Raw genomic sequence first — 19,944 nt, 5'->3', positions numbered from 1 at the left:
CTGCGGCGGGCGGCCTGTGGAGGTCGGGCTGGAGGTCCGCCGCTTCATCTCTGGTAATCCAAGCTGCCCGGCCGTGACGTTCGCCAAGCAGGTGGACGGGCTGACCGTCATGCACCAGCGGCGCACAGTGGGGCTGCGCGGACTGCTGGAGCGGGTTGCGCTCGCGTCGGCTGGCCGTGCGGGAGCCAGGATGGCGGCGGTCCTGGGTGCGGCCGTTTCCCGCTGCACGCTGATTCGCCTGGTCAGAGCTATGCCGGACCCAGAGATTGGACAGGTGAGGGTCGGGGTTGAGGAACGCCGGGGCAGAACAAGGCATATGGTCGCGCTTCACCGGCAGGCCATCAGTGGATAACTCACATTATCCACTGAGACCGGGGATGATCTCAGCGGATAATGACGGTCTGGGAGCCCCGGAACCGGGCGCGAAACTCAGCGGATAATAAGGAGGGTGCCGGGTGAGGGAGGAAACGCCGGTCAACCGCACCGGCCGGCCGGAGATCGACGACCTGCTCGACGCCGCCGACGCCGAGCATCAGACGCTGGCCGAGCTGCAGGTGATCGGCCAGGCCGAGAACATCGTGACCCGATCCCGCCACGCCGAGATCGCCGCCGAGCACCAGGCGCTGGATGAGCGGATCCGGCAGGCCGACGACGAGATGCGCGCCGCCCAGGAAGACGGAGAGGCGGACCGGATCGCCGCGGCGTCCGCCGCCCGCGACAGCGCGCGAGCCGACTTCCGCCGCCGCTCCCCAACCCGAGACAACACCCGAGGCGGCCGATCCCCCGCGGCCTGCCGACCCGGCTGATCCGGCCGACGGCCGGGAGGGGGCGTGAGCACGAGCGCGTCCGTCACCCCGGATCCGGCCCGCCGCCGGCCAGCCCGCCGCCGGTCTCGCCACGGCCGCCGAGCAGGCGCTGGCCGCCGCGCACCGGCACCTCGATCGGTGCAAACTGTCGGCCAACACGGTCAAGGCCTACAAGCGGCAAGCTCCGCCTACACCGCCTGGCTGACCGGGACGGCCGAGGCCGCCGGGCACGACCACGCCTTCACCGACACTGTCGGCGCCGAGGCCGCGGTCACCGGCTGGCGCCGGCACCTCGTGCGGGGCAAGGCCTCGCCCGCCTCGATCAACCAGGCGCTGGCCGCGGTCAAGCTGCTGTATGCCCAGTCCGGGCTGCGCATCGAGGTCAAACCCGCCCGGCTGCCCAGGCCCGGCGAGCCCGACACCCTCACCGCCGCGCAGCAGGATGTCGCTGGTGTGGCCGTTGTCCGTGTCCACCTCGTGGAACGACCCGGCGCGGGTCGCGTTCGAGACTCCCTGGCCGGCGATCGTGGCCGCCGCCCTCGCCGCGCTTCTCCCCCAGACCCTTTTCACCGGAAAGATGCGCGGGCACGTCGAGAACGCCCGACCGGCGCCGACCCCTCCGTGAACGACCGGGAACCACGAGGAGAGACCATGTCCGAGAACAAGCGCGTCGTCGAGCGGTACATCACCGGATTCAACGCCTCCGACCACGAGCAGATCCTCGCGTGCCTGACCGACGACATCGAGTGGACCGTGTTCGGCCACTACCGGATCACCGGCAAGGCGGCCTACGACGCCAACATCGAGGGGCCCGACCCGGCCGGCGTACCCCCGAAGGTGACGATCACCCGGATGGTCGAACAGGACGACGTCGTCATGGCGGAGATGACCCTGGAGGCGCTGCAGAAGGACGGCTCCGTGCTGCGCGCCGCCATGGCCGAGGTGTTCGTGATGCGCGACGGCCTGATCCGCGAACGCCGGGCGTATGTCATCCCCCTGACCGAGAACGACCACAAGTGACCGGCGCCGGCCTGCGGCGCCACAGCAGGCCGCCCGCGAGGGCGGCGGCGAGCCCGGCCAGCCCGGCGGCGGCGAAACCGCCGGCGGGCGCGGAGACGTCGATCGCCATCCCGACCAGGGGCGCGCCGAGCGCGAAGCCCGCGCCCGCCGCCGACGCCTGCAGCCCGGTCGCCTCGCCCCGGACGCCGGCCGGGGCCAGCCGGTTCACCGCGTCGGACATCGTGGACAGCGTCGGCGCGGTCAGCAGCCCGGCGCCGACGACGGCCACGCACAGCCAGGGCCAGTCGCCGGCCAGCCCGGCCGGGATCGTCACCAGGCCGAGCAGGCCGAGCAGCAACCACGTCGGCAGTGACCGGGGCAGCGCGCCGTACACCAGCCCGCCCGCGATGGAGGACGCCCCGAACACCGCGACGACGACGGCGGCCCAGGCCACCTGACCGGCCTCTTCCAGCACGGCGACGATCGCGAGGTCGACACCGCTGAGCAGCATCGCGGTGCCGACCGCCATCGTTAGCACCGCGATCATGCGCGCGCCCAGCCAGTCCCGGCGGCGGGGGCGGCCGGCCGTACCGGCCTCGGGCTCGTCCTCGGCGCGCAGCGGCGGATCGAGCAGCGCGAGCCCCACTCCGCCCGCCACGATCGCGGCGCCGACCCCCCAGACCGTCACCTCGGGCGACAGCCGCGCCGCGCAGACGATCACCACCGCGGGCCCGATCATGTACGACAGCTCCCCGGCCACCGCGTCCAGCACGAACGCGGCCCTGCGCTGTTCCAGGGTCGTCATCGCGGACATCGCCTGCCTGGTCACCGGCACGACCGGCACCATCAGCAGCCCCGCCAGGAAGGAGACGCCCAGCAGGACCACGTACGGCAGCGCCGGCGCGCTCACCCAGAACACCGCCTGCGGGATGACCGTGACCAGCAGTACGGCGCGCAACCCCCGCGCGTCCATCATGCGGCCGAGCAGCGGCCCGCCCAGCGCGAACCCCGCGGTCAGCGTCGCCGCGACCCCGCCCGCCGCCGCGTAACTCATGTCCAGGCCGAACACGACGTGCATGGTCAGCGCCATCGCGTCGGCGGTGATCGCGGTGCGCGCGAGCAGGGAGACGCCGAGCAGCGGCGCCATGCCTGGCACCGCGAGCACCTGGCGGTATCCGGTCACCCTGGTGACGCTAGGTCACCACGCCGGGCCATAGGAAGTCGTTAATTCGTTGGGGCTGGCATAATGAGGATTTATGTCCAGGGACCTCGAGACGGCCCTGCTGCGGTCGTTCGTCACCGCCGTGCGGCAGGGCAGCATCAGCCGGGCCGCCTCCACGCTCGGCCAGACGCAGCCCGCGCTCAGCCAGCAGCTCCGCAGGCTGGAGAGCGCCGTCGGCCGCCCGCTGCTGTACCGCTCACCGGCCGGCGTCTCCCCGACCCGCGCCGGAGCAGAGCTGCTGCCCTACGCCGAGCGCATCCTGTCGCTGTCCCAGCAGGCGCTCACCCAGGCGGGCCGCGCGCTCACCGGCCACTGCGGCGTCGGGCTGCTGGAGGACCTGTCCGCCTCCCAGCTTCCGCAGGCCCTCGCCGACCTGGCCCGGCTGCACCCCGGAGCGACGCTGGAGGTGCTCAGCCTGCCGGGAGCCGCGATGCGCGAGGCCTACGACGCGGGCCGGGTGCACCTGGTGCTCAACGAGGTGACGAGCGTGCCCGGCCCGCCGCGCTGGACCGTGCGCCGCCCGCTGGTCTGGGCGCTCGGCCAGGGCGCCGACGTGGCCGCCGATCCGCTGCCCGTGGTGCTGTTCTCCAACCCGTGCTTCTGGCGCACGTCCGTGCTGGAGTCGCTGGAGCGCGCCGGCCGCCGCTGGAAGGTGGCGTTCGAGAGCAACAGCCTGGTCGCCGTGCTCGCCGCGCTGCGGGCCGGGCTCGGCGTCGCGGCCCTCATGCCCGCCAACCTCGACCCCTCCATGGCCTGCCACGACACCGGCGCCCTGCCCGCCCTGCCGGACGTCGAACTCGGCCTCGCCCGCCACCCGCGCTCCAAGGGCGACCCGCTGACCGACGCCGTGGAGACCGCGCTGCGCCGCATGATCTGAGCTTCCGCGCCGTCACCCGAGCATGGCCGCCATCTGGCGGGGCAGGCGAGGGTCCACGCACTCGACGGCAGGAAGGATCCACGACCATGAACCCCGAAGACTGGCGCAGGGGGCTGGCCGACGCCTGGACCTCGGTCGCGACCTTCGTCCCCAAGTTCCTCGCGTTCTTGGTGATCTTGCTGGTCGGCTGGCTGGTGGCCAAGCTGCTGCGCAAAGGCGTCGACATGGTGCTGGAGCGTGTCGGCTTCGACCGGTGGGTCGAGCGCGGCGGCGTGGGCCGGATGCTGGCCGGCAGCCGCTACGACGCCTCGGGCCTGATCGCGGCCATCGTCTTCTACGCCGTGCTGCTGATCACGCTGCAGCTCTCCTTCTCGGTGTTCGGGCCCAACCCGATCAGCGCCCTGCTCACCGCCATCGTGGCCTGGCTGCCCAAGGCGGCCGTGGCGATCGTCATCGTGGTCGTCGCCGCGGCGATCGGCAGCGCGGTCAAGGACATCGTCTCCTCCGCGCTCGGCAGCCTGTCGTACGGCAGGACGCTGGCCACCGTCGCGTACGTGTTCATCCTGGCCCTCGGCGTGATCGCCGCCCTCAACCAGATCGAGGTGGCCACCACGGTCACCACCCCGGTGCTGATCGCCTTCCTGGCCACGGTCGCGGGCATCCTCGTCGTCGGCGTCGGCGGCGGGCTGGTGCGGCCGATGCAGCGGCGCTGGGAGGGCTGGCTGACCAGGGCCGAGTCGGAGGCCGGGGTCATCAGGACGCAGGCCGCCACCTACGACAGGGGCCGCAGGGACGCGCTGTCCAACGTCGAGCCCGCACCGGACGTGGACGCCACGCAGGAGATCCCGAACCGGGCGGAGCAGCAGGCGCGGCCGGGCGAGGTCTGAGCCGCCCCAGGCGGCGCGCGCGCAGTCGAGCATCAGGCGGGACACGCGGAGCATCAGGCGGGGCGCGGGGAGTCGAGCATCAGGCAGACCGCGCTCATCCTCAGGGTCGCGAAGTCGAGCGGCCCGCCGGGAGGCCGGGGCCGCCAGCCCACCTCCCGCGCCCCGTCCCAGAAGCCGATGAGGTAACCGATCAGCGCCGGAGGGCTCAGTTGCTCGCCTGCCGAGGTGATGGCCTGCCGTACGGCGGCCATGTGCTGATCGAGCAGCGCGCCCACTCCCGGGTGCTCGGCCCGCAGGTCGAGCACCCACTGGGCGAACTCCGACCGGACGCGCTCCACCCACACCAGATCCGCCACGCCTCATGATAGGCCCGCGGCCTGCTCGCGCAGGGCCGTCACCATCGCCCGCGCCTGGGCGGAGGGCCGCGGACGGGTCACGGCGGCGGTGGCGCGGCCGCTCCAGCGGCTGTCGGTGACGCCCACGGCCCGCACGCCCGCGGGCAGGGCGGGCAGGACCAGGCTGGGGATGACCGTGATGCCGAGGCCCGCCGCGACAAGGCCGAGGCGGGTCGACCAGCTCCGCGCGGTGTGGGCGATGCGCGGGTCGGTCAGCGTCGGCCAGGCGCCGAACTGCGGTTCGCCCGGCGCGCCGTCCCCCGCGATCCAGTGCTCCCTGGCGAGGTCCTGGACGGTGACGCGGGCGTGGCCGGTGAAGCGGTGCGTGGCGGGCACGGCCACCAGGAGCTCGCCCTGGAGCAGCGGCGTCTGGCTGAGCTCGGTCAGGTCGTAGTCGGGCAGCCCCTGGCCGACCCCGATGACCGCCACGTCCAGCCGCCCGGCCCGCAGCCGCCGCAGCAGTGCGGGCGTGGCCGCCTCCTCCAGGTCCACGGCCAGGCCCGGGTGACCGGAGGTCACCTGCGCCATCGCGCGCGGCACCAGCGCCATGGCGGCGGTGGGGTAGGCGCCGACCGCCAGGCGGCCGGCGAGCCGGTCGCGCAGGCTCGCCAGCTCCAGCTCGGTCGCCGCCAGCCCGGCGAGCGTCTCGTCCGCGCGCCGCAGGAGCACCTGGCCCGCCGGGGTGAGCGCCACGCCGCGTCCCCTGCGGTCGAACAGCCGCGCCCCGGCGGCGCTCTCCATGGCGGCGACCTGCCGGGAGACGGCCGACTGGGTGTAGCCGAGCTGCTCCGCGGCCCGGGTGAAGGACCCGGCGGTGGCGACCTGGTGGACGACGCGCAGGCCGGTGATGGTGAACTCCGCCATGGCCGGAACCTAGCATGCGTGTTCGTCATGGGAGCGGTGCCGAATCATCGTTGGACCGCATGACCCGGCAGAAGGCAGGCTGGTGGACATGACGAGAACTTTCACCCGCGACGAGCTCGTGGCCCGACTGATCCGCGCCGGTGAGCTGGAGGTGTCGGGCGAGGACCTGGACGAGGCGGCGTCGTACTTCGACACCGAGAACTTCCGCTTCCACGGCCCCGACGGCTTCGAATCCGACTTCGCCGGGCTCAGCGACTACTTCGCGGCCGTGCGCGCGGCCTTCGACGACCGGTCGATCAGGCGCGGCGTCATCGTGGCCGAAGGCGATTTCCTGGCCTGCCAGACCTGGATCGAGGGCACCTTCGTCCGCGAGTTCACCCAGTCGCCGGCCGGCCCGCTGCCGCCCAACGGCGAGCGCGTCGTGTTCGACCTCATCAACATCTTCCGCTTCGACGACCGGGGCCGCCTCGTCGAGGAGTGGGTGCGCACCGACAACCGCGGCCTGCTGCGCCGGCTCACCGCCTCAGGAACCGGCGGGCCCGCCACGGCGGCGGTGGGCGGCCAGTAGCCTGTCGCCGACCTCGACGTAGCCGTCGAACAGGCCGATCACGTCGTGGAGCCGCTCGCGGGCCGGTCCCGAGCGCAGGAGGCTCTCGCCCTCGCGCAGGGCGGCGATGAGGGTCCTGGCGCGGGCGTGGCTGGCCTCCAGCAGCGACTCGATCCCGGCGACGGCCTCGATCAGGAGCCTGCGGCTGCCGGGCTGCGGGATCACCCTGGCCAGCCCCCAGGAGTCGAGCTGGCGCACCGCGGTGCTCACCGCGCCCTTGCTCAGTTCGAGCTCGGCGGCGATGGCGTCGAGCGAGACCGGTTCCTCGCTGACCAGCAGCAGCCCGTAGACGCGGCCGGTGGCGTGCGGCAGGTTCCAGGAGGCCAGCAGGTCGCCCACCGACAGGACGAACGCGCGGCGCCGCGGGTCGCTCATCGGACCTCCCGCCCCGCGTGCAGGAACGTCTCGATCGCCGCGCTGACCGCGGGCGGGTTGTCCTGGGGGGAGATGTGCCCGGCCCCGGGAACGACGATCTCGGTGACGCCTTCGGCCCGCGCCCATCGGGGCATGGCCGCGGCGATGTTGCCCGTGCGGTCGTGCTCGCCGCGGATCAGGCACAGGGGCACCGGGGTCCGGTAGCCGGGCTCGGGCGCGAGCAGGTCCACGGTCGCCCGCCACACCTGGACGAACTCCTTCTTCGACAGCAGCGCGAAGGCTCGCCGCGCGTCGGCGCGGGCGCCGGGCGTGCGCGCGGACGCGTCGGCCATCAGCCGCGGCAGCCACGCCCGCGGGAGCGCCGACAGGGTGGGGGCCGCGGCTTTCAGCAGCAGCCGGTCCCAGCGGGTCAGCGGGCCCGCGTTCCAGGTGGAGTCGATGACGATCAGGGCGCGGGCGAGGTCCGGGTGGCTCCGAACGACGGCCTGGCTCAGGTTGCCGCCCAGGGACTGACCGGCCAGCGCCGGGCGTACCAGACCCAGGTGCTCGATCAGCGCGCACAGGTCGGCGACGGCCCGCTCGGCGGTGAAGGGGGCGCCGGCCGGGCGGGAGCGGCCGTGGCCGCGCAGGTCCCAGACGACCACGCGATGGCCCCGCGCGCGCAGATGGCGGCGCTGCTCGTCGAACATCACATGATCGGCGCCCGCGCCGTGCGTGAACACCACCGGCGGGCCGTCTCCCCCGTCGTCGGCGTAGCGCAGGTCACAGCCGTCCAGGGTCAGCACGCCATTCAGATTTGCCATATTCACAATCTACTAAATATTTGGCATCAACCGATCGGTTGATGCCGGAATCCACCGTCCCGCTCCCCGCCCGGACGATCCGCCACCCCCTTCACCGGCGCGATGCTCAATGCATGCCCGCTCTCCGCACCATCGGACTCCGCAAGGTCTTCGGCGACCACGTGGCCGTCAACGACGTCGACCTCACCGTTCCGGCCGGCTCCTTCTACGGACTGGTCGGCCCGAACGGCGCCGGAAAGACCACCACCCTCGCCATGGCCGTCGGCCTGCTGCGCCCCGACGCCGGCCGCGCCGAGATCTTCGGCGTGGACGTCTGGGGCGACCCAGTCCAGGCCAAGTCCCTGATCGGCGTGCTGCCCGACGGCAACGCCATGCCGGAACGGCTCACCGGCCGCGAGGTCCTCACCTATCTCGGCCTGCTGCGCGGCCTGCCGCCCGCGGTCGTCGCCGAGCGTACCGACGAACTCCTCCAGGTCCTCGAACTCGACTCCGCCGAGCGGACCCTGGTCATCGAGTACTCCACCGGCATGCGCAAGAAGATCGGCCTGGCCGTCGCGCTCCTGCACGCGCCCCGCCTGCTCGTCCTGGACGAGCCCTTCGAGGCCGTCGACCCCGTCTCCGCGGCCTCGATCAGGACCATCCTGCGCAGGTTCGCCGCCGGCGGCGGCTCCGTGATCATCTCCAGCCACGTGATGGCCCTGGTCGAGCAGATCTGCGACCACGTCGGCGTCATCTCCGACGGCCGCGTGGTGGCCGCCGGGCCGCTGGACGACGTACGCGGCGCCGCGACCCTGGAAGACGCCTTCGTCGACCTCGTCGGCGCCCGCACCGGAGGAACGGAGGGGCTGGCATGGCTCACCTCCTGACCCCCGGCCCGCCCGCCCTGGCGCAGCACATGATCCGCATGCGGCTGGCCCTCATGCGCAACTCCCTGCGCGGCGACAACGCCGCCAACCTCTACACCGGCGTCTCGGCCGGACTCATCCTGGCCTTCGCGACGATCGCCGTCGCCGTCCTGTGGCCCGCCTACCTGCCCCTCACGCTGGCCGCCTGGCTCTCCGGCTGGATCTTCGGCCCCATCCTCATCGGCGGCGGCAACGAGGCCCTGCGCCCCGAGTACTTCTCCATGCTCCCGGCCGCGCCCGGCCGGATCGCCGCGGCGCTGCTCGCCGGGGCCTTCGCCGGCCCCGCGCCGGCCGTCAACCTCATCGCCCTGCTGTCCCTGCCCGTGTACGGCTGGCGCTTCGGCCCGGCCGGAGTGCTCATCGGCCTGGCGGCAGCCGTCACCACGCTCGTCACCATGGTGATGATCTCCCGCGTCATCGTGGCGCTCATCGGGTTGTTCGTCCGATCCCGCGCCACCGCCGCCGCCGTCGGCGTCGTGGTCGGCACCGCCATCGGGCTGAGCGGCAACGGCTGGGCACTCGTCGTGGCGCTGGGCGGCACCGACACCACGGCGTGGTTCCACGTCCTGTTCCGCGTCCTGCCCTCCGGCTGGGGCGTGGCCGCCATCGAGGCCCCGTGGCCCCTGGCCCTCGCCATCCTCGCCGCCTCCGCCGGCGTGATCGCCCTCCTCCTGGCCGTCTGGGCCGTACTGCTGTCGCGGCGCGTCGTCTCGGCCGTACGCGGCGGTGTGCCGCCCCGCCGCGGCACGCCCCGTCCTTTCCCCACGACCAGCGGCGCCCGCCTCACCGCCGCCAAGGAACTGCGCGCCTGGTGGCGCGACCTCGTCCGCATCCAGCTCCTGGCCACCGCCTTCTCCTTCGCCATCGTCACCCCCCTCCTGCTCCTCACCATCGGCACCTGGGTCATGGTCCCCTTCACGGGACTCATCGCGATCGTGATGGCCGCCGCCACCTCGGCCAACCTCTACGGCGCCGACGGGACCGCCCTCTGGCTCACCCTCATGACCCCCGGCGCCGAACGCGCCGACGTACGCGGCCGCCAACTGGCCTGGCTCCTCGTCGTCGGCCCGGCCGCGGTCGTCCTCTCCCTGGGCGGCACCCTCGTCAGCGGCCAGACCTGGGCCTGGCCGTGGGTGCTCGGCCTGCTCCCCGCCCTGCTCGGCGGCGGCGCCGGGCTCGTCGTCCTGCTCGCCGTCACCTCGCTCGTCCCCGGCACCGACCCCCACAAGCGCGGCGGCAACCCGCTCAGCACCGGCGCCGACGAGAGCGCCGAGACCGGCCTGGCCTGGCTCATGCTCATCGCGGTCCCCACCGCCGCCCTGCCCACCGCCGGCGCCATCCTCCTGCACCCCTGGGCCGGCATCGCCACCGGCGTGCTGACCGGCGCCCTCACCGCCTGGGGACTCGGCAGGATCGCCTACCGCAGGCTCGAGAACCACGGGATCGATCTGCTCAACCTCATGAAGCACGGCCCGGCACCCCAGGCCGACAAACCCACCACCGCGGACCTCCCCGTCCAGCACCGCATCGGCGTCACGATCTGCTACACCATCGCCTGGCTGCCCCTGTTCCCCCAGGGGCTCGTCCCCATGATCATGAAGATCTTCGGCATCGAGACCCGCTCCTGGTTCCTCGCCCTTCATCTCCCGCCGGTGTGGCAGTGGCCCACGATCATCTTCATGATCGCCCTGGGGCTGCTCATGTACGGCTACGCCATCCTCATCCCCATACGCCTAAGCTCGTCCTCGGCCACCAGCTGAAACGTCGTTCGTCCAGAGAGGAGAGGACCCGCATGAACGACCCCTTCCCGCTCTCCACCTGGGAACGACGCTTCGAGCGCCTCGTCGAGATCGTCCCGTTCCTCACGCTCGCCACCTCCCTCGTCATCAGCCTGGCCTCCCCCGGCCAGGCAGAAGGCGGCATCGCGCGCATCCTGCTGCTCACCGCCCTGGCCCTCGCCTGGCTCCTGGGCGCGCGTACCCTCCTGCCCGCCGCCCTGCACGGGCGGCGGGCCGCGATCACCGTGCACTTCGTCGGCGTCCTGGTCACCGCCGCGCTGCTGACGATCCACGACCCGATCTTCGTCATCTACTGCATCTCCGGCTTCTTCCTGGCCGCCCACTTCGCGCCCTCCAAGTGGACCTTCGCCGCCGTCGCCGCCACCTCGTCCGTCCTGTACGGCTCCTCGCTCGACTGGACCCAGGCCACCCCCCAGCTCATCGCCTTCCACCTGGCGATCATCGCCGTGCAGACCGTCGCCATCGGCGGCGGCCAGATCGCCGGCATCAGGATCGAGGACCGGCAGCGCAAGTACCGCAAGGCGCTCAGCGACCTCCAGATCGCCCTGGAGGAGAACGCCGGCCTCCACGCCCAGCTCCTCACCCAGGCCCACCAGGCCGGCATCCTCGACGAGCGCCAGCGCATGGCCCGCGAGATCCACGACACCCTCGCCCAGGGCCTGACCGGCATCATCACCCAGCTCCGCGCCGCCCAGCGCGTCGAGGACTCGGCCGCCCACCTCGACCTCGCGCTCACTCTGGCCCGCGACAGCCTCACCGAGGCCCGCCGCTCCGTCGCCGCCCTCCAGCCCCACCAACTGGAGGACGCCCACCTCCCCGAGGCCATGACCACCCTGGCCCGCAACTGGACCAGGACCACCGGCGTCGACCTGCACGTCGAGGTGACCGGCGAGCGCGTCATGCTCAGCCCCGCCATCGAGGTCACGCTGTTCCGCGTCGCCCAGGAGGCGCTCGCCAACGTCGCCAAGCACGCGGGCGCCACCCGCGCCGGCCTCACCCTCTCCTACGCCGGACCCGTCGTCCTGCTCGACATCCGCGACGACGGCGCCGGCATCCACAACCCCGACGGCAAGGGATTCGGCCTCAGCAGCATGAGACAACGCCTGCGCGGCGTCGGCGGCTCTCTGGAGATCGAGAGCACGCCCGGTGAGGGCACCGCCATCAGCGCCACCGTCCCCGCTCTCCAAGGAAACCCCGAATGATCCGCCTGCTCATCGTCGACGACCACCCCATCGTCCGCGACGGCCTGCGCGCCGCCTTCGAGGCCGAGGCCGACATCGACGTCGCCGGCGAGGCCGCCAACGGCCGCGAGGGCGTCGAGCGCGCCGCCGCGCTGGAGGTCGACGTCGTCCTCATGGACCTGCGCATGCCGGAGATGGACGGCGTCGCCGCCATCACCGCCCTGCGCCGCTCCCACCCCCACATCAAGACCCTCGTCCTGACCACCTTCGACGGCGACTCCGACGTGCTGCCCGCCATCGAGGCCGGCGCCACCGGCTACCTGCTCAAGGACGCCCCCACCGACGAGCTGCTGCGCGCCGTCCGCGCCGCGGCCGCCGGAGAGCCGGTCCTGTCCCCCTCCGTCGCGGGCCGCCTGATGGGCCAGGTGCGCAGACCGGTCAAGGCCGCGCTCACCGACCGCGAGCTCCAGGTCCTGGCCCTGGTCGCCGACGGCGCCTCCAACCGCCAGGCCGCCGCCAAGCTGTTCATCAGCGAGGCCAGCATCAAGACCCACCTGCTGCACATCTACGACAAGCTCGGCGTCCGCGACCGGGCCGCCGCCGTCGGCGAGGGCTACCGCCGCGGCCTGCTCAGCTAGTCAGCGGATGGCGACCCCTATGAGGCAGGTGTCGTCGTCGGTGTCGGAGTTGCTGTGGGTGAGCAGCCGGTCCAGGGTGTGCTCGAGGTGGGCGTCGGGCCGGCTCAGCAGCGAGAGCAGGTGCTCCTGCGACTGCTCCAGCGTGATGTCGCGCCGCTCGATGAGCCCGTCGGTGTAGAGCAGGAGCACGTCGTCCCGCTCAAGCTGTACGGTGCCCGCCACGTAGCCGGTCTCCGCGACCACGCCCAGCATCAGCCCGTCGATCATCGGCAGCTCGGCGGCCCGCCCGCCGCGTACCAGGACCGGCGGCAAATGGCCCGCCCTGGCCCACTGCAGGACCCGGGTCTCCGAGTCGTACAGGCAGCAGACGGCGGTCGCGGTGACCCGGTCGGTCAGGTGGTGGGTGACCAGGTTCAGCCAGGTCATGAGCTGCGCGGGTCCGGCGCCGGTGGTGGCCAGGCCGCGCAGCGCGTTGCGCAGCACGACCATGCCGGTGGCGGCCTCGATCCCGTGCCCGGCCACGTCGCCCAGCGAGAGCAGCACCTTCTTGGACGGCAGGACGACCGCGTCGTACCAGTCGCCGCCGACCAGGTGGACCTCCTCGGCGGGGCGGTAGCGCACGGCGATGTCGAGGCCGAACGCCTCGACCGGCCCCTGCGCGGGCGGCATGATCGCGTGCTGGAGCTGCAGCGTGAGCCGGTTGCGCTCGGCCGCCCGCTGCTCGGAGTGGGCGAGCTGGTCGCGGGTCGCGGCCAGCGCGACCTCCGTCCAGTGCTGCGCGGAGATGTCCTGGTACGCGCCCCGGATGGCGAGCAGCCGGTCCCCGTCGCCGAAGACCGGTTCGGCGATGACCCGGATGTGCCTGGTGCTGCCGTCGGGGCGGCGCAGCCGGAAGGAGACCGAGTCCGCCCGCCGGTGGTGCAGCACCGCGCGCAGGAAGCGGCCGATGGCCGTGGCGTCGTCCGGATGGGCGTACTCGCGCAGGAACTCCAGGGGGATCGGCCGCTCGCCGGGCGTGAGCCCGTGCATCTCGTAGAGCTGGGCGTTCCAGGTGATCTCGCCGGTCTGCACGTCCTCCTCGAACCCGCCGACCCGGCCCAGCCGCTGGGCGTGCTGCAGGAGGCCGGCCAGGCGGAGCGACTCGTCGCGCACCCGCCAGATCATCAGCACGCTGCCGCCGTGCCGGGTGATGCTGACCGCCCCCATGCTGGTCAGCGGCACATTCTCGATCTGGGCGGTGAGCGTCATGCGGTCGGTCTTGAACGTCTCGCCGGTGGCGTAGACGTGCTCGATCTTCTCGAACAGGCCGTGCTCCTCGGCGGCGGCCGGATAGGCCTCCAGCAGGAGCGTGCCGGTGACCACCGTGCGGGGGCGGCCCGCCGGGTCGGCGAAGCGCGCGTTGGCGTGGTGGATGCGGAAGTCGGCCAGCCGCCCGTCCTCGTCCAGCTCCGGGCGCAGCAGCAGCGCGGGGTCGGCCAGCGAGTCGGCCAGCTCGACCAGCTCCGAGTGGTCGGGGGCGCCTGACGAGCAGGTGCGTTCCTCCAGCGTGTGCGCGCACAGCTCGGCCAGCGCCTCGATCTGGCGGTGGATGGCCGGCGGCTGCTCCTCCAGCGGGTACGGCCAGCTGATCTCCAGCACGCCCAGGATGCGCCCGCCGGTGCCCGCGGGCACCACCACGCGCCCCGCCGGATCGGCCGGCCGGTGCCCGATCGTGGGCAGCGCGGCCCGCGCCAGGTCGGTGAACCACACGGCACGCCGCTCGACCAGGGCGCGCCGCGCGGGGGTGGCCACGCCCGGCGGCACGTACCGCCACCGTCTGGCCTCCTCGGCGCTGTGCCCGGCGTAGGCGGCCAGCGTCAGCGAGGCGTCGGCCCCGGCCGCCCACAGCGCGACCGCGGTGGCGCCCAGCGGGGTGAGCGCGTGCTCCAGCAGCGACTCGGCGACCCGCTGGCTGTCGGTGGCGCCGAGGACGCCGCTCTCGGCCTCGCGCAGCCGTACCGCGACCGACGGGGGTGGCGTGCCGGCGGCCCGCAGGTCGTGCGCGACCTGCGTCAGCCGGTCCTGGGCGGCCTGGTTGATGAGGTCGGCGGCCAGTTCGAGCGGCTTGAGCCCGGCCCGCTCGGCCAGGGCGTGGAGCTGGAGTGCCGCCTCGGTGGGCCCGCACTGCAACCGCTCGACCAGGATGCCCTTGGCCATCTCCAGCAGCGCCCTGCCCTCGGCGGCGTGCTGCGCCCGGGTGATCTGCTCGCGCAGCCTGCCGATGGTGGCGGCCAGCCGGCCGACGTTGTCGGACGTCACGCTGTGCTCGGCTCCTTCCATGGCTATCGCGCCATCCAGTGGCGGATGCGGGAGATGAGGATGTCGGAGTCGACCGGTTTGGTGATGTAGTCGCTGGCGCCGGAGGCCAGGCTCTTCTCCTGGTCGCCGGGCATCGCCTTGGCGGTGACGGCGATGACGGGCAGGTCGGCGTAGCGCGGCATCGCCCGGATCTCGGCGGTGGCGGTGTAGCCGTCCATCTCGGGCATCATCACGTCCATCAGGACGATGTCGATCTCCGGGTGCGTGGTCAGGGTCTCGATGCCCTCGCGGCCGTCCTCGGCGTGCAGGACCCGCATGCCGTGGATCTCCAGCATGCTGGTCAGCGCGAACAGGTTGCGGGTGTCGTCGTCGACGACCAGCACCGTGCGGCCGGTCAGGGTGCCGTCCGCGTCCCGGCCCGCGGGCTCGCCGCCGACCCGTTCCGAGCGCACCAGCGGCAGCACGTCGCCCGGCTGGTCGGCGGTCAGGTGCAGGGCGATGCGCTCGCGCAGCTCGTCCAGGCTCGACAGCAGCTCCAGCGGCTGGGAGTCGCCGCGGGCCTGCAGTTCGATCTCGCGTGCCGCGTCCATGCGCCAGTTGTTGTAGGCCAGCACCGGGACGCCGCGCAGGGCCGCGTCGCCGTCCACCGCCTCCAGCAGGCCGAACCCGGCCTGGCCCGGCAGTCCGAGGTCGAGCACGATGCAGTGGCAGGTCCCGTCGGCCAGGGTCGCCGCCGCCTCCTGGGCGCCGGCGGCCGTCACGATCTCGACGGGCGCGTGCGCCTGGCCGACGTCGCGGTCGGCCAGGTCCATCAGGACGCTCTCGGCCACCATCGACAGCAGCCCGCGCGGCCGCTCCTCCACCACGAGCAGCCTGCGCTTCTGGCGGGGCTGGGCGGCGGGCTGCTCCTGCGGGCGCTCGCCCTGCTCGGCCTCCCACTGCCGTGCCGCGGCGGCCAGTTCGGGCGACTGCTCGCCGAAGTCGGGGCGGGAGACCGGCAGGAACAGCGTGAACGTGCTGCCCTGGCCCATCGTGCTCTGCGCGCTGATCGCGCCGCCGAGCAGGTAGGCGATCTCCCTGCTGATGGAAAGGCCGAGGCCGGTCCCGCCGTACTTGCGGCTGGTGGTGCCGTCGGCCTGCTGGAAGGCGCCGAAGATGGCCTCCAGTTGCTGCTCGGCGATGCCGATGCCGGTGTCGATGACGCGGAAGGCGATGGCCAGGCCGTGCTGGCGTACCGAGGGTGGGAGCTGGGCCGGCGGGGCGGGTTCGATGCGCAGCTCGACGCTGCCGGTCTCGGTGAACTTGACCGCGTTCGACAGCAGGTTGCGCAGCACCTGGCGCAGCCGGGAGTCGTCGGTGACCAGGTCGGCGGGAACACCGGGCGCGGTGGTGATGCGGAACTCCAGGCTCTTGTCGGTGGTCATCGGCCGGAAGGTGGCCTCGACGTAGTCCAGGAGCTGGCGGATCGCGACGCGTTCCGGGCTTATGTCCATCTTGCCCGCCTCGACCTTCGACAGGTCGAGAATGTCGTTGATGAGCTGCAGCAGGTCGGATCCGGCCGAGTGGATGACGCTGGCGTACTCGACCTGCTTGGCGGTCAGGTTCCTGGTCGGGTTCTGGGCCAGGAGCTGGGCCAGGATGAGCAGCGAGTTGAGCGGGGTACGCAGCTCGTGGCTCATGTTGGCCAGGAATTCGCTCTTGTACTTCGAGGCCAGCGACAACTGCTGGGCGCGGTCCTCCAGCTCCTGCCTGGCCTGCTCGATCTCCAGGTTCTTCGTCTCGATGTCCTGGTTCTGCGAGACCAGCAGCGCCGCCTTCTCCTCCAGCTCGGCGTTGGAGCGGCGCAGCTCCTCCTGCTGGTCCTGCAGCTCCTCCGAGCGGGCCTGCAGCTCGGCGGTCAGGCGCTGCGACTCCACGAGCAGCTCGTCGGTGCGGGCGTTCGCGACGATGTTGTTGACGTTGACGCCGATCGTCTCCATGAGCTGGTCGAGGAAGGCGTGGTGGACCGCGGTGAAGGAGTAGAGCGAGGCCAGCTCGATCACGCCGAGCACCTGCTCCTCCACCACGATCGGCAGCACGACCAGCGAGGCGGGCGCGGTCTCGCCGAGCCCGGAGGAGATCGTGATGTAGCCGGGCGGCACCTCGTCCATCGCGATGGTACGGCGGGTACGGGCCGCCTGGCCGACCAGCGACTGCCCGAGCTTGAACCGGGTCGCCGACTCCACCGCCGGGAACCCGTAGGCGCTGATGAGCCGCAGTTCGGTGCCCTCGGGCGTCTCCCCCGCCAGGAAGAACGCGCCGAACTGGGCCGAGACCAGCGGCGCCAGCTCGTTCATGACCAGCTCGGCCACGACGTCAAGGTCGCGGTGGCCCTGCATCAGCCCCGACATCCTGGCCAGGTTCGACTTCAGCCAGTCCTGGTCCTGGTTGGCCTTGGTGCTCTCGCGCAGCGACTTCACCATGGAGTTGATGTTGTCCTTGAGCTCGGCGACCTCGCCCGAGGCGTCCACGGTGATGGAGCGGGTCAGGTCGCCGGAGGTGACGGCGCTGGTCACCTTGGCGATGGCGCGTACCTGGCGGGTGAGGTTGCCGGCCAGCTCGTTGACGTTCTGCGTCAGCCGCTTCCAGGTGCCGGAGACGCCCGCGACCTCGGCCTGGCCGCCCAGGCGGCCTTCGCTGCCGACCTCGCGGGCCACTCGGGTGACCTCCGCGGCGAAGGAGGACAACTGGTCGACCATCGTGTTGATCGTGGTCTTCAGCTCCAGGATCTCGCCGCGCGCCGAGACCGTGATCTTCTGGCTCAGGTCGCCCTTGGCCACCGCGGTCGCGACCTGGGAGATGTTGCGCACCTGGTCGGTGAGGTTGCCCGCCATGTAGTTCACGGAGTCGGTCAGGTCGCGCCAGGTGCCCGCCACGCCCTTGACGTCGGCCTGGCCGCCGAGCTGTCCTTCTGTACCGACCTCGCGCGCCACGCGGGTAACCTCGTCGGCGAAGGAGGAAAGCTGGTCGACCATCGTGTTGACCGTGTTCTTCAGCTCCAGGATCTCGCCCCTGGCGTCCACGGTGATCTTCTGGCTCAGGTCGCCCTCGGCGACGGCGGTGGTGACCTCGGCGATGCTGCGTACCTGGTCGGTGAGGTTGCCCGCCATCGCGTTGACGGAGTCGGTGAGATCCTTCCAGGTGCCGGAGACGCCCGGGACCTCGGCCTGGCCGCCCAGGCGGCCTTCGGTGCCGACCTCGCGGGCCACCCGGGTGACCTCGGAGGTGAACAAGGAGAGCTGGTCCACCATGCCGTTGAAAACCTGCGCGATCTCACCCAGCAGCCCGTCGGCGTCGCCCGGCAGGCGGGTGCCGAAGTCCCCGTCCCTGACGGCGGTGAGCCCGGCCAGCAAGCGGCGCAGCTCGAGCTCTCCCGTCTGGCCCATCCGTCGCGTGCCGCTCACTCTGCCGTCCACCCCTCAATGGTTGCCATGAGACAAATAATGGAAGGAGGCTAGCTCAGGAGATCGACAAGCGACAATCTTTGGACCGAATCAACTGTTTGCTATGGTGCAACAACCTCACGTCCGCTAGGAAAGGCTCGTGGCACAACCAAACGATCTGAACGCCGTGTATCGCGCGATGCGTGCGGCGCCGCCGTACGCGCTGGCCGAGGCCGTGCGCGACGCGCTCGTCGAGACCGGCCCGGTGAGCGACGCGGTGCTCCTGCTCGCCGACTACGCGCTGGTGGCCCTGCGGCCCGTGTCCGGCCACCCCGACCCGGCCGAGACGATCCCCATCGACTCCAGTACGGCCGGCCGCGCGTTCGCCTCCCGGCAGACGCAGTGGGACGAGGCGCTCGGGACCCTCTACCTGCCGGTCACGTCCGGCGGCGAGCGCTTCGGCGTCCTCGGCCTGCGGCTGCCGGTGCCGCCGGAGGGTAGCGAGGTCGCGGCGCTGGAGGAGATCGCCACGGCGCTGGGCCACGGGCTGCGCGGCGCGGACCGGGTCACCGACCGCTACCAGCAGGCCCGCCGGATCGCCCGCATGACACTCGCGGCGGAGATGCAGTGGGGCCTGCTGCCCGGCTACGGCCACCAGGGCAACGGCTACCGGCTGGCCGGGATGCTGGAGCCCGCCTACGCGGTCTACGGCGACAACTTCGACTGGAGCTGCGGGCCGGACTCGCTGACGCTGTCGATCACCAACGGCATGGGGGACGGCATCCGGGCCGCGCTGCTCACCACGCTGGCCGTGACCGCGCTGCGCAACGGCCGCCGGTCAGGGGCGAACCTGGAGGAGCAGGCGGGCCTGGCCGACGAGGCCGTCTACGCCCAGTACGGCGGGCGCGAGCACGTATCCACCCTCCTGCTGCACTTCGACGCCACCACCGGCCGGATGCTCGCGGTCGACGCGGGCTCCCCGCGCCTGCTGCGCCTGCGCGGCAACGACGTCGAGCCGGTCAAGCTCGAGCAGCAGCTCCCGCTCGGCATGTTCGGCAACACGAGCTACACCGAGCAGGTCGTCACGCTCCAGCCGGGCGACCGGCTGGTCGTGATCACCGACGGCGTCTACGACGCCCAGTCCTCGCTCCACACCAGTTTCGGCGAACTGCAACTGGAGTCGGCGGTCCGGGCCACGCGCCTGCAGCCCGCCGACGAGGCGGTTCGCACGATCATCCGGGGCATGCTGTCCTTCAGGGAGGGCGTGGACGTCTACGATGACGCCGTCGTAGTCTGCCTCGACTGGAATCCATCCGCCAAAGGCTGACGCCCCAGAGATTGATTTCGCATGAGTGACCATCATGAGCTAGGTCATATCGACTTCGACAGCGGTGCCGCCGTCGAGAGCGCCGCCGCCGCGCTGATCGCGGTGTGGGCGCACTCGCGGCACTCCGCCGCCACCCACGTCTCCTCGACCCAGCTTCAGGCGCTGCTGACCATCGAGCGCCACGTCGAGATCAATCTCGCCGGGCTCGGCGAGGCGCTCGGCGCGCTCCCGTCCTCCACCAGCCGGTTGTGCGATCGGCTGGAGGCGACCGGCTGGGTGCGCCGCGGCGCCTCCCACGACGACCGGCGTGAGCTGACCATCCAGCTCACCCCGGCGGGCAAGGACCTGCTGGAGAAGCTGCGCGCCCGCCGCCGCGAGGACCTGGCCCAGGTCCTGGAGGAGATGCCGCCCGCGGCCCGCAAGGCGTTGCTGCGCGGGTTGCGCGCCTTCACGGCGGCCGCCGAGCGGGTCACCGACCGGCGGATGGAGCCGACCGACGAGAACTGGACGCTCATCGCGGGCCGTTTCCTCGCCTGAGG

The 19,944-nt window shown here is 72.3% G+C and carries 18 protein-coding genes; 11 read left to right on the top strand and 7 right to left on the bottom strand.

Features of this window, described 5'->3' with window-relative positions; genetic code table 11:
* Positions 1–455: 455 nt before the first annotated feature.
* Both ACIBEJ_RS05145 and ACIBEJ_RS05140 read left to right on the top strand, forming a co-directional pair.
* The gene (locus ACIBEJ_RS05145; protein WP_397181310.1) at positions 456–806 is read left to right on the top strand and encodes a hypothetical protein; all 351 of its coding nucleotides are present in this window, start codon (positions 456–458) and stop codon (positions 804–806) included.
* Between the two features lie 138 nt (positions 807–944).
* Positions 945–1,826, top strand: coding sequence for a nuclear transport factor 2 family protein (locus ACIBEJ_RS05140; protein ID WP_397181309.1), 882 nt, complete (start codon positions 945–947; stop codon positions 1,824–1,826).
* Here the strand turns inward: ACIBEJ_RS05140 and ACIBEJ_RS05135 are convergent.
* Entirely contained in the window at positions 1,795–2,988 is a 1,194-nt protein-coding gene (locus ACIBEJ_RS05135) for an MFS transporter (protein ID WP_397181308.1), read from the bottom strand. The two genes, ACIBEJ_RS05140 and ACIBEJ_RS05135, sit on opposite strands and share 32 nt — an antisense overlap.
* A gap of 73 nt (positions 2,989–3,061) precedes the next feature.
* On the opposite strand from ACIBEJ_RS05135, the gene ACIBEJ_RS05130 reads away from it, so the two are divergent.
* Both ACIBEJ_RS05130 and ACIBEJ_RS05125 read left to right on the top strand, forming a co-directional pair.
* Positions 3,062–3,904 (top strand): LysR family transcriptional regulator, encoded by an 843-nt coding sequence (locus tag ACIBEJ_RS05130; RefSeq protein WP_397181307.1) that lies wholly within the window; start codon positions 3,062–3,064, stop codon positions 3,902–3,904.
* A gap of 86 nt (positions 3,905–3,990) precedes the next feature.
* Positions 3,991–4,791, top strand: a complete 801-nt coding sequence (locus ACIBEJ_RS05125; protein WP_397181306.1) for a hypothetical protein — start codon at positions 3,991–3,993, stop codon at positions 4,789–4,791.
* Between the two features lie 53 nt (positions 4,792–4,844).
* On the opposite strand, the gene ACIBEJ_RS05120 is transcribed toward ACIBEJ_RS05125, so the two are convergent.
* Together ACIBEJ_RS05120 and ACIBEJ_RS05115 are read right to left on the bottom strand one after the other, a co-directional pair.
* On the bottom strand, positions 4,845–5,147 hold the full coding sequence (locus ACIBEJ_RS05120) for a DUF6401 family natural product biosynthesis protein (RefSeq protein ID WP_397181305.1): 303 nt from the start codon (positions 5,145–5,147) through the stop codon (positions 4,845–4,847).
* 3 nt (positions 5,148–5,150) lie between these two features.
* Positions 5,151–6,050 carry a LysR family transcriptional regulator gene (locus tag ACIBEJ_RS05115; protein WP_397181304.1) on the bottom strand — a complete coding sequence of 300 codons (900 nt, stop codon included), beginning with the start codon at positions 6,048–6,050 and terminating at the stop codon, positions 5,151–5,153.
* Between the two features lie 88 nt (positions 6,051–6,138).
* Between ACIBEJ_RS05115 and ACIBEJ_RS05110 the strand changes: the two genes are divergently transcribed.
* Positions 6,139–6,618, top strand: a complete 480-nt coding sequence (locus ACIBEJ_RS05110; RefSeq protein WP_397181303.1) for an ester cyclase — start codon at positions 6,139–6,141, stop codon at positions 6,616–6,618.
* Here the strand turns inward: ACIBEJ_RS05110 and ACIBEJ_RS05105 are convergent.
* Complete coding sequence (locus tag ACIBEJ_RS05105; RefSeq protein ID WP_397181302.1) at positions 6,574–7,032, bottom strand: GbsR/MarR family transcriptional regulator; 459 nt, start codon at positions 7,030–7,032, stop codon at positions 6,574–6,576. The genes ACIBEJ_RS05110 and ACIBEJ_RS05105 overlap by 45 nt on opposite strands.
* Positions 7,029–7,835, bottom strand: a complete 807-nt coding sequence (locus ACIBEJ_RS05100) for an alpha/beta fold hydrolase (protein WP_397181301.1) — start codon at positions 7,833–7,835, stop codon at positions 7,029–7,031. Before ACIBEJ_RS05100 ends, ACIBEJ_RS05105 begins: the two co-directional genes overlap by 4 nt.
* Positions 7,836–7,948: 113 nt before the next feature.
* Here ACIBEJ_RS05100 and ACIBEJ_RS05095 point away from each other — a divergent pair, with 113 nt between their 5' ends.
* Genes ACIBEJ_RS05095 through ACIBEJ_RS05080 form a run of 4 tightly spaced genes read left to right on the top strand, consistent with a single transcriptional unit; the run spans position 7,949 to position 12,358 of the window.
* The gene (locus ACIBEJ_RS05095; protein ID WP_397181300.1) at positions 7,949–8,701 is read left to right on the top strand and encodes an ABC transporter ATP-binding protein; all 753 of its coding nucleotides are present in this window, start codon (positions 7,949–7,951) and stop codon (positions 8,699–8,701) included.
* Complete coding sequence (locus ACIBEJ_RS05090; RefSeq protein ID WP_397181299.1) at positions 8,686–10,500, top strand: hypothetical protein; 1,815 nt, start codon at positions 8,686–8,688, stop codon at positions 10,498–10,500. Before ACIBEJ_RS05095 ends, ACIBEJ_RS05090 begins: the two co-directional genes overlap by 16 nt.
* 32 nt (positions 10,501–10,532) lie before the next feature.
* Entirely contained in the window at positions 10,533–11,741 is a 1,209-nt protein-coding gene (locus ACIBEJ_RS05085) for a sensor histidine kinase (RefSeq protein ID WP_397181298.1), read from the top strand.
* Positions 11,738–12,358, top strand: a complete 621-nt coding sequence (locus tag ACIBEJ_RS05080; RefSeq protein ID WP_397181297.1) for a response regulator — start codon at positions 11,738–11,740, stop codon at positions 12,356–12,358. The genes ACIBEJ_RS05085 and ACIBEJ_RS05080 overlap by 4 nt, the downstream gene beginning before the upstream one ends.
* Here ACIBEJ_RS05080 and ACIBEJ_RS05075 read toward each other — a convergent pair whose 3' ends face one another.
* Together ACIBEJ_RS05075 and ACIBEJ_RS05070 are read right to left on the bottom strand one after the other, a co-directional pair.
* Entirely contained in the window at positions 12,359–14,656 is a 2,298-nt protein-coding gene (locus tag ACIBEJ_RS05075; protein WP_397181296.1) for a SpoIIE family protein phosphatase, read from the bottom strand.
* A gap of 23 nt (positions 14,657–14,679) precedes the next feature.
* Complete coding sequence (locus ACIBEJ_RS05070) at positions 14,680–18,099, bottom strand: HAMP domain-containing protein (RefSeq protein ID WP_397181295.1); 3,420 nt, start codon at positions 18,097–18,099, stop codon at positions 14,680–14,682.
* Between the two features lie 139 nt (positions 18,100–18,238).
* Here ACIBEJ_RS05070 and ACIBEJ_RS05065 point away from each other — a divergent pair, with 139 nt between their 5' ends.
* Together ACIBEJ_RS05065 and ACIBEJ_RS05060 are read left to right on the top strand one after the other, a co-directional pair.
* Complete coding sequence (locus tag ACIBEJ_RS05065) at positions 18,239–19,405, top strand: PP2C family protein-serine/threonine phosphatase (RefSeq protein ID WP_397181294.1); 1,167 nt, start codon at positions 18,239–18,241, stop codon at positions 19,403–19,405.
* 21 nt (positions 19,406–19,426) lie between these two features.
* The gene (locus ACIBEJ_RS05060; RefSeq protein ID WP_397181293.1) at positions 19,427–19,942 is read left to right on the top strand and encodes a MarR family transcriptional regulator; all 516 of its coding nucleotides are present in this window, start codon (positions 19,427–19,429) and stop codon (positions 19,940–19,942) included.
* The last annotated feature ends 2 nt before the right edge of the window (positions 19,943–19,944 follow it).

It is taken from the genome of Nonomuraea sp. NPDC050790 (genome assembly GCF_044456745.1).
Lineage (GTDB): Bacteria > Actinomycetota > Actinomycetes > Streptosporangiales > Streptosporangiaceae > Nonomuraea.
The sequence above is the reverse complement of the archived record's forward strand: the minus strand, read 5'-3'. Positions and strand labels throughout refer to the sequence as shown.

Bases quoted from the DNA above. Each gene is read 5' to 3' on its own strand.
- ACIBEJ_RS05085 (WP_397181298.1), top strand. From the start codon at position 10,533: ATGAACGACCCCTTCCCGCTCTCCACCTGGGAACGACGCTTCGAGCGC.
- ACIBEJ_RS05115 (WP_397181304.1), bottom strand. From the start codon at position 6,050: ATGGCGGAGTTCACCATCACCGGCCTGCGCGTCGTCCACCAGGTCGCC.
- ACIBEJ_RS05110 (WP_397181303.1), top strand. From the start codon at position 6,139: ATGACGAGAACTTTCACCCGCGACGAGCTCGTGGCCCGACTGATCCGC.
- ACIBEJ_RS05060 (WP_397181293.1), top strand. From the start codon at position 19,427: ATGAGTGACCATCATGAGCTAGGTCATATCGACTTCGACAGCGGTGCC.
- ACIBEJ_RS05095 (WP_397181300.1), top strand. From the start codon at position 7,949: ATGCCCGCTCTCCGCACCATCGGACTCCGCAAGGTCTTCGGCGACCAC.
- ACIBEJ_RS05100 (WP_397181301.1), bottom strand. From the start codon at position 7,835: ATGGCAAATCTGAATGGCGTGCTGACCCTGGACGGCTGTGACCTGCGC.
- ACIBEJ_RS05090 (WP_397181299.1), top strand. From the start codon at position 8,686: ATGGCTCACCTCCTGACCCCCGGCCCGCCCGCCCTGGCGCAGCACATG.
- ACIBEJ_RS05080 (WP_397181297.1), top strand. From the start codon at position 11,738: ATGATCCGCCTGCTCATCGTCGACGACCACCCCATCGTCCGCGACGGC.
- ACIBEJ_RS05125 (WP_397181306.1), top strand. From the start codon at position 3,991: ATGAACCCCGAAGACTGGCGCAGGGGGCTGGCCGACGCCTGGACCTCG.
- ACIBEJ_RS05130 (WP_397181307.1), top strand. From the start codon at position 3,062: ATGTCCAGGGACCTCGAGACGGCCCTGCTGCGGTCGTTCGTCACCGCC.
- ACIBEJ_RS05105 (WP_397181302.1), bottom strand. From the start codon at position 7,032: ATGAGCGACCCGCGGCGCCGCGCGTTCGTCCTGTCGGTGGGCGACCTG.